The sequence below is a fragment of the Phenylobacterium sp. genome (assembly GCF_004299445.1).
In the GTDB taxonomy this organism is placed as follows: domain Bacteria; phylum Pseudomonadota; class Alphaproteobacteria; order Caulobacterales; family Caulobacteraceae; genus Phenylobacterium.
The window spans coordinates 302,984-310,302 of sequence record NZ_SCTC01000003.1; the positions used below are offsets into that span (position 1 = coordinate 302,984).

Here is a 7,319-nt window from a genome sequence, read left to right on the forward strand (position 1 = left end):
GCTGTGCGTCATACACTGTGCGATACACAGTGTCTAGCACATACTATGTGGCGCACAGGGTCTTTCCCTCCCCTTCATGGGGAGGGTGGCGAGCGAACGCGAGACGGGTGGGGAAGTGTCGGCCAGAGTGCTGAGACCGGTGAGGATCGCCACGTCCCCGCCCCGCTCGACTTTCGTCGAGCTGCCCCTCCCCATGAAGGTGAGGCAAGTCTAATCTACGCCGTAAACATAACGAGGAACCGCCGATGATCCGGGCCGCGCTCGCCTTCGCCGCCGCGCTGATGCTGTCGACTGCCGCCCACGCGGCCGACAAGTACGCGGTCAACAACGGCGTGAAGATCCACTACGTGGCCGAGGGCAAGGGGCCGCTCGTGGTGCTGATCCACGGGTTTCCCGACTACTCGGCGACCTGGAAGCCGCTGACGACCGAGCTCAACAAGGCGGGCTATCGCACCGCCGCCCTGGACACCCGCGGCTACAACCTCTCGGACAAGCCCCAGGGCGAGGCGGCCTATGCCATGCCCAACCTGATCGGCGACGTGGCCGCCGTCATCGCCGCCGAGGGCGAGAAGAACGCCATCGTCATCGGCCACGACTGGGGCGCCGCCATCGCCTGGCAGACCACATTCGCGCGGCCCGACCTGGTCAACAAGCTGGTGATCCTGAGCGTGCCCCACCCCGCCGGGATGGCCCGCGAACTCGCCACAAACGCCGACCAGCAGAAGAACAGCCAGTACGCCCGCAACTTCCAGAAGGAAGGCTCGGAGAAGATGTTGAGCGCCGAGATGCTGGCCGGCATGGCCACCAAGGACCCCGCCGCCCGGCCGGGCTACGTCGAGGCCTTCAAGCGCTCGGACTTCGCCGCGATGATGAACTACTACCGCGCCAACTATCCGCGCGGGACGGGCGCCGACGTCCAGCCCGCGCCGTCCGCTCAACCGAACAACCGCGTGAAGGTCCCGGTGCTCGTCATCCACGGCATGAAGGACACGGCTCTCGACGCCGCCGGCCACTCCGGAACCTGGAACTACGTCGACGCCGACACGACCGTGGTGATGTTCCCGAACGCCGGCCACTTCGTGCAGCACGACGCCGCGCCCCAGGTGAACCGCACCATCCGCGACTGGTTGGACGCCCGCCGCTAGCTGTCGCGGGGCATCGCCTCGGCCCAGCGGTCGGCGAACAGGTAGATCGGCGTGAACACCTCCAGCAGCTCGCGCCCCAGCGGCGTGAGCCCGTAGCCGTCCGCGCCCAACTCCAGCAGCTGCGCCCCGCGCAGCTCGTTCACCCGCGCCTGCAGGACCGATGGCGCGAGGCCACCCGCGGCGGCCCGCAGCGCCCGCGACGTGAGCGGCCCGTCGCGCAGCTCCCACAGCACCCGCAGGGTCCACCGCCGGCCCAGCAGCTCCAGCAGCGCCATGATCGGCCGCTGGCCGGCCACCCTCAACATCGCCGTCGGATCAGGCTGGCTCACGAATGGCCCTTGTCATCGCTATCATTTTAATAGCACTTTCGCGCTACGATATTGATAGCGGAGCTAGCCCCCCATGCCAAGGATCGCCCCCCTCCCCGCGCCTTACCCGGCCGAGATCCAGGGTCACTTCGACCAGGTGATGCCGCCCGGCGTCCCGCCGCTGGTGCTGTTCACGACGCTGGCCAGCAGTGAACGCGCCTGGAAGAAGTTCCGCGCCGGCTCGCTGCTCGACGGACGCCTGATCAGCCTGCGTGAGCGCGAGATCGTCATCGACCGGGTGTGCGCGCGCGCCGGCTGCGAGTACGAATGGGGCGTCCACATCAGCGCCTTCGCCGCGGCGGCCAGGCTGACCCGGGAAGAAATCGCCGCCACCCTGGCGCCGCCCGGCGCGACCGGCCCGTGGGCGGGGAACGAAGCCGTCCTGGTCGCCACCGTCGACGCGCTGCACGACCGGTCCACGCTTACCGACGCCGAGTTCGCCGACCTCCAGCGCCATTACAGAAACGACCAGATCCTGGAGATCCTGCTGCTGTGCGGCTTCTATCGCACCGTGGCCTATCTCTCGAACGGCCTGGCCCTGCCGCTCGAGACGACCGCAGCCCGCTTCGCCCAGTACGCGGCCTGACGTCGAACTAGGCCTTGCGCGCGCGGTCCTCCTGGCGCTGACTCCACGGCCAGAAGGAGGAGCGAACCGATGTCAGAGCAGAAGGCGCCCGAGCCGCAGGACCTGCCCACGGGCTTCCAGCTCCTCGAGATCGACCCCGAATTCCGGACCGACCCCTACCCGCGTCTGGCCGACCTGCAGGCGCGGTGCCCGGTGCGCCACGATCCGGTGCTCGAGTCGGTGGTGGTGACCGGCTACGAGAACGTCCGCGGCATCGTCAACGACCGCAGCCTCTGGCGGAACCCGGCCCGCGGCAACCCGCGCGCGCTGTTCAGCCGCGTGTCAGAGGGGTCGGGCGACCGGCCGCTGTCAATCCTCTTCATGGACGATCCCGACCACGCCCGGGTGCGCGGCCCGCTCACGCAGGCCTTCTATAAGCGCGCGGCCAAGATGAAGCCCCAGACCGAGACGATCGTCGACGAAGTGCTGGACAGCCTGAGTGGTCGGGCCGCCTTCGACATCATCGCCGACTACGGCGTGCCGGTGCCGATCCTGGTGATCGCCGCCGTGCTGGGCATCGAGAAGGAGCGCCTGCGCGAGTTCCGCGAGTGGTCCGAAGGCATCATCCTGTCGCTCAACGCCCTGCGCACGCCCGAACAGGACCAGCAGCTGATGGTGGCGGCCCAGGCGCTGGACGCCTTCTTCGCCGAAGCCATGGCCGAGCGCCGGGCCCGCCCACGCGACGACCTGATCACCGACATGGTCCAGCTCCAGGCCGCCGGCGCCCAGCTCTCGGACGAGGAGGTCAGCGTCAACCTCCAGAGCCTGCTGGTGGGCGGCAACCTCACCACTACCGACCTGATCGGCAACGGCGTCCGCGCCTTCCTCACCCACCCCGAGCAGCTGGCGGCGCTGAAGGCCGACCCCAAACTCATCGCTATGGCGGTCGAGGAGATCCTGCGCTGGGACCCGCCCATCACCATGACCAGCCGCATCGCCTCATGCCCCATGGAGGTCGGCGGCGAGGCGGTGTCCGATAAGGAAGCGATGATCACCGTGCTGCGCGCCGCCAATCGCGACCCGGCCATCTATGAGGCGCCCGAGCGGTTCGACATCACCCGCAAACACGTGCCGCACATGGCCTTCGGCGGCGGCGCTCACATCTGCATCGGCGCGCCCCTGGCGCGGATGGAAGGCCAGGTCGCCCTGTGGAAGCTCTTCGAGCGGTTCCCGAACCTGAAGCTGGCGGACCAGACGCTGACCTACCGCGCCCTGCCCGGCTTCCGCGGCCTGGAAAGCCTGATCGTCGAGCCCTAGTCTACTCCGCCGCCTGGGCCGCTTCCGGGATGAACATCGCCATCTTCTCGGCGAAGCCCTTCAGGCACACCTCGGACGGACCCAGCGGGCCCGTCTCGTAGCCTGAGCTCTCCATGCCTTCCTGCACGCGCCGGATCAGCACCGTGTCCTCGGCGTTGACCTGGCGGTTGATGCGCCAGTTGAGGTAGCGCGCCGCCTTCACCTCCCGCCGCGCGTCGGGCCGCACATAGGCGATTTCGCGGATCACCGTCTGAGTGGCCGAGACCGGGATGAACTGCATGAAGTCGATCTGGTCGGGATAGACGTCGAACGCCACGTTCGGCCAGAGCTTGTAGTAGTTCCAGCGCCGCTGATCGCGCCCCTCCAGGTGCTGGAACGTCGGCAGCAGCGCCTGGTAGTGCCGCTCCACCCAGTTGCTCGACGGCGTCTCGACGATGTCACCCCACATCTTGTCGACCCACGGCTCGGCCTCGATGCCGTAGCTGGTCCCGAACAGCCGCGTCAGCCCCGGGTGGGCCACCGGGATGTGCAGGCTGTCGGAGTAGTTGTCGCCGATGTTCTTCCAGTTCACCGGCCGGGGCCGCAGCGTCACGCGGCCCTGCGGCTGCAGGTCTGCCGGACAGTGCGGCGCCAGCTCTGCGGTGTAGGGCGCCATCATCTCGGCCACGCTGGGCAGGCCCGGCGCAAACCGCACGAAGATGAAGCCCAGGTAGATCTCCTGCTCGATCGGCTTCAGGCCCAGTTCGTCGCCGTCGATCCCGTCGAAGCCCTGCCACGGCGGCACATTGGCCAGCCGCCCGTCCAGCCGGTAGCTCCAGGCGTGGTAGGGGCACACAATCCGGTGGCCGCAGTTGCCCTGGTTCCCGTCCGCCAGCCGCGACGCGCGATGTCGGCAGACGTTGTGGAACGAGCGCACCTCGCCGTCGTCCCCGCGCACGGTCAGCACCCGCTCGCCCAGGAAGTCGAAGGCCTGATAATCGCCGGCCTCGGGGATGTCGTTCAGGTGGCAGACCACCTGCCAGGCCGTCCGAAAAATGGTCTGCCGCTCGCGCTCGAAGAACGCCTCGCTTGTGTACATCCAGGCGGGAAGAGACTGCACCGTCATGGGCGGTGTTGTTCCATGCTCTGGACGCCCTGTCAGCACGTCCCGCGCCCCGCCTCGGCCGTACGGTGAGGCGGGGAACGAGGCTGTACGCGTTAGGGCCTGCGAATCAGGCCGCGAACCGCGCCAGGCGCTTGGAGATGATCTCCTCGGCCTCGGCCATGATGCCGTCGATGAGCTGCTTCACGGTCGGGACATCGTGGATCAAGCCCACGACCATGCCGCAGCTCCAGCCGCCGGCGTCCATGTCGCCGTTCTTCATGATCGCCGGGTAGACGCCCGCCACTTCCGGGGCGATGTCGGCGAAGGTGATCTTGTCGCCGAGGGTCCGCTCCTTCTCCAGCAGGCGCTCGACGCCGGCGTTGTTCAACACCCGCTCGGTGTTGCGCAGCGGGCGCATGATCAGGCGCGTATCCAGTTCGTTCGCGGCCAGGATGGCATCCTTCACGTTCTGGTGGATCGGCGCCTCGACCGTCGCCATGAACCGCGTGCCCATGTTCATGCCCTCGGCGCCCAGCGCCAGCGCCGCCGCCAGCTGGCTGCCGGTGGCGCAGCCGCCCGAGGCGACGAACGGGATCTTCAGCTCTTCGGCGGCGCGGGGCAGCAGCACCCAGTTGCCGACGTCGTCCTCGCCCGGGTGGCCGCCGCACTCGAACCCGTCGACGCTGACCGCGTCACAGCCGATCTGCTCCGCCTTCAGCGAGTGGCGGACCGAGGTGCACTTGTGGATCACCTTGATGCCGGCTTCCTTCAGGCTGGGCAGCCACTTGGCGGGGTTGTTGCCGGCCGTCTCGACCGCCTTCACGCCGCTCTTGATGATCGCCTCGACGAAGCCCGGATAGTCGGGCGGCGTCACCGCCGGCAGGAAGGTCAGGTTCACGCCGAACGGCTTGTCGGTCATCTCGCGGCACCGCGCGATCTCCTTGGCCAGCCCTTCGGGCGAGCCCTGCGTCAGGCCGGTGATGATCCCCAGGCCGCCCGCGTTCGACACAGCGGCCGCCATCTCGGCGTAGCCCACCATGTGCATGCCGCCCTGGATAATGGGGTGCTCGATACCGAACAGTTCCGTGATGCGGGTCTTCACAGGGCGTCTCCTTCAAACGTGCGTTTACATTGTATTGGCCCGGCTGCGCGGCGCCCGCAAGCCGCCGCCGCGTCATGTTCGGTCGGAATCGGCCGGCGGCCAGGGCGGGCTCGGCGAGAAATCGGCGTGCTCGGAACTTGCTCGGTCACGCCCTTCCGGTTGTCGGCGCTACACGTCGCGGTAGTTGAACGAAGCGTAGCCATCATGACCGACGACGTGGACATCCTTGTAGGGCGCGCCCTGCGCCGTCGCCGACGCCTGCTGGGCCTGACCCAGGCGCAGGTCGCCGCAGCCGTCGGCGTCCGCTTCCAGCAGATCCAGAAGTACGAGTGCGCCGGCAACCGCCTCTCGGTCGCCATGCTCTGGAAGCTGACCTGCGTGCTGGACGTGGATGTCGGCTACTTTTTCGCTGGGCTCCCGCGCGAGGCTGACAGCGACCCGGCGGCCCGCCCCGCCGATCCGCCCCTCCGCTTCGAGCACGCCGCCTGACCGCCGCGTTCCCGTTACCTGCCAGGTAATGTGCGGACGCCCCCTTCCCGTGCCAACATCCGCGCAACAAGGGGGAGGTGATCGAGATGGCGGCGTTCCGCATACTGCTGGTCGTGCTGTGGGGCGTGCTCGTCGCCTTCACCGCGGTGGTCATCGCCAACCACGGGATGAACCTCATACCCATCTTCTTCGGCGACATCGCGAAGATGGGCTGGCCCGGCCAGTTCAACCTCGACTTCCTCTGCTTCCTCACCCTGTCGGCGCTCTGGACCGCCTGGCGCGGCGGCTTTGCGCCGCTCAGCCTGGTCCTCGCGGTCGTGGCGTTCTTCGGCGGCGCGGGTTTCCTGCTCCCCTACCTGCTGATCCTCACGCTCCAGGCCAAGGGCGACATGGCGAGCGTGCTGCTGGGCGTCCGGCGGCCTGCCTGATCCTGACAGACTGCTGTCAGCAGGCTTGGCGCAGAGAGGTGGCGAACCCTGCCGGGAGAGCCTACCTTGGACGCCATGCCCGCCCCCTCCGCGCCTGAAGGCGTCGCCGACATGTCGGCGGCCTTCGACTACGACGAAAACACCATGCCCATGCTCTGGAAGCCGCACCGCCCGGTGCGCCCGGAGAAGAGCGAGGGTGGGCGCAAGTTCAAGCTCAGCAGCGCCTATGAGCCCGCCGGCGACCAGCCGACCGCCATCCGCGAGCTGGTGGCCGGCATCGACGGCGGCGACCGCGACCAGGTCCTCCTGGGCGTCACCGGCTCGGGCAAGACCTTCACCATGGCCAAGATCATCGAGGAGACCCAGCGGCCCGCCCTGATCCTCGCGCCGAACAAGACGCTCGCCGCCCAGCTCTACAGCGAATTCAAGAGCTTCTTCCCGGAGAACGCGGTCGAGTTCTTCGTCAGCTACTACGACTACTACCAGCCCGAGGCCTACGTCCCTCGAACCGACACCTACATCGAGAAGGACAGCTCGATTAACGAGCAGATCGACCGGATGCGCCACTCGGCCACCCGCGCGATCCTGGAGCGGGACGACGTCATCGTCGTGGCCTCGGTCTCCTGCATCTACGGCATCGGCTCGGTCGAGACCTACTCGGCCATGACCTTCCAGGTGAAGCCGGGCGACCGGATCGACGAGAAGCGCCTGATGGCCGACCTCGTGGCCCTCCAGTACAAGCGCAACGATCAGGCCTTCGAGCGCGGCAGTTTCCGCCGGCGCGGCGACACCCTTGAGATCTTCCCGGCCCACTACGAGGA

General features: G+C 68.0%; 9 protein-coding genes. 6 read left to right on the top strand and 3 right to left on the bottom strand.

Annotation, left to right across the window (positions count from 1 at the left end; all coding sequences use genetic code 11):
- Positions 1-245 precede the first annotated feature (245 nt).
- Complete coding sequence (locus EPN98_RS01735) at positions 246-1,145, top strand: alpha/beta hydrolase (RefSeq protein ID WP_293359401.1); 900 nt, start codon at positions 246-248, stop codon at positions 1,143-1,145.
- Here EPN98_RS01735 and EPN98_RS01740 read toward each other — a convergent pair.
- Positions 1,142-1,474 carry a winged helix-turn-helix transcriptional regulator gene (locus EPN98_RS01740; RefSeq protein WP_293359404.1) on the bottom strand — a complete coding sequence of 111 codons (333 nt, stop codon included), beginning with the start codon at positions 1,472-1,474 and terminating at the stop codon, positions 1,142-1,144. The two genes, EPN98_RS01735 and EPN98_RS01740, sit on opposite strands and share 4 nt — an antisense overlap.
- 73 nt (positions 1,475-1,547) lie before the next feature.
- On the opposite strand from EPN98_RS01740, the gene EPN98_RS01745 reads away from it, so the two are divergent.
- Positions 1,548-2,099 (top strand): carboxymuconolactone decarboxylase family protein, encoded by a 552-nt coding sequence (locus EPN98_RS01745; RefSeq protein WP_293359407.1) that lies wholly within the window; start codon positions 1,548-1,550, stop codon positions 2,097-2,099.
- Between the two features lie 69 nt (positions 2,100-2,168).
- Positions 2,169-3,395: a cytochrome P450 gene (locus EPN98_RS01750; RefSeq protein WP_293359409.1), complete on the top strand. Its 1,227-nt coding sequence runs from the start codon at positions 2,169-2,171 to the stop codon at positions 3,393-3,395.
- A 1-nt stretch (position 3,396) separates the two neighbouring features.
- Here the strand turns inward: EPN98_RS01750 and EPN98_RS01755 are convergent, their stop codons facing one another.
- Both EPN98_RS01755 and EPN98_RS01760 read right to left on the bottom strand, forming a co-directional pair.
- The gene (locus EPN98_RS01755; protein ID WP_293359412.1) at positions 3,397-4,500 is read right to left on the bottom strand and encodes an aromatic ring-hydroxylating dioxygenase subunit alpha; all 1,104 of its coding nucleotides are present in this window, start codon (positions 4,498-4,500) and stop codon (positions 3,397-3,399) included.
- A gap of 106 nt (positions 4,501-4,606) precedes the next feature.
- A complete protein-coding gene (locus tag EPN98_RS01760; RefSeq protein ID WP_293359415.1) occupies positions 4,607-5,581 on the bottom strand; it encodes a nitronate monooxygenase family protein in 975 nt (324 codons plus the stop codon).
- 204 nt (positions 5,582-5,785) lie between these two features.
- Here EPN98_RS01760 and EPN98_RS01765 point away from each other — a divergent pair, with 204 nt between their 5' ends.
- The 3 genes from EPN98_RS01765 to EPN98_RS01775 form a co-directional block, all read left to right on the top strand.
- Positions 5,786-6,070 carry a helix-turn-helix transcriptional regulator gene (locus EPN98_RS01765; protein ID WP_366558447.1) on the top strand — a complete coding sequence of 95 codons (285 nt, stop codon included), beginning with the start codon at positions 5,786-5,788 and terminating at the stop codon, positions 6,068-6,070.
- An 86-nt stretch (positions 6,071-6,156) separates the two neighbouring features.
- Positions 6,157-6,498: a hypothetical protein gene (locus EPN98_RS01770; protein WP_293359417.1), complete on the top strand. Its 342-nt coding sequence runs from the start codon at positions 6,157-6,159 to the stop codon at positions 6,496-6,498.
- Positions 6,499-6,573: 75 nt separating this feature from the next.
- The coding region (locus tag EPN98_RS01775; protein WP_293359437.1) for a DEAD/DEAH box helicase family protein at positions 6,574-7,319 on the top strand (746 nt) is incomplete at its 3' end.

Coding starts and splice junctions, on each gene's coding strand:
- EPN98_RS01735 (WP_293359401.1), top strand. CDS start 246: ATGATCCGGGCCGCGCTCGCCTTCGCCGCCGCGCTGATGCTGTCGACT.
- EPN98_RS01745 (WP_293359407.1), top strand. CDS start 1,548: ATGCCAAGGATCGCCCCCCTCCCCGCGCCTTACCCGGCCGAGATCCAG.
- EPN98_RS01750 (WP_293359409.1), top strand. CDS start 2,169: ATGTCAGAGCAGAAGGCGCCCGAGCCGCAGGACCTGCCCACGGGCTTC.
- EPN98_RS01755 (WP_293359412.1), bottom strand. CDS start 4,500: ATGACGGTGCAGTCTCTTCCCGCCTGGATGTACACAAGCGAGGCGTTC.
- EPN98_RS01765 (WP_366558447.1), top strand. CDS start 5,786: ATGACCGACGACGTGGACATCCTTGTAGGGCGCGCCCTGCGCCGTCGC.
- EPN98_RS01770 (WP_293359417.1), top strand. CDS start 6,157: ATGGCGGCGTTCCGCATACTGCTGGTCGTGCTGTGGGGCGTGCTCGTC.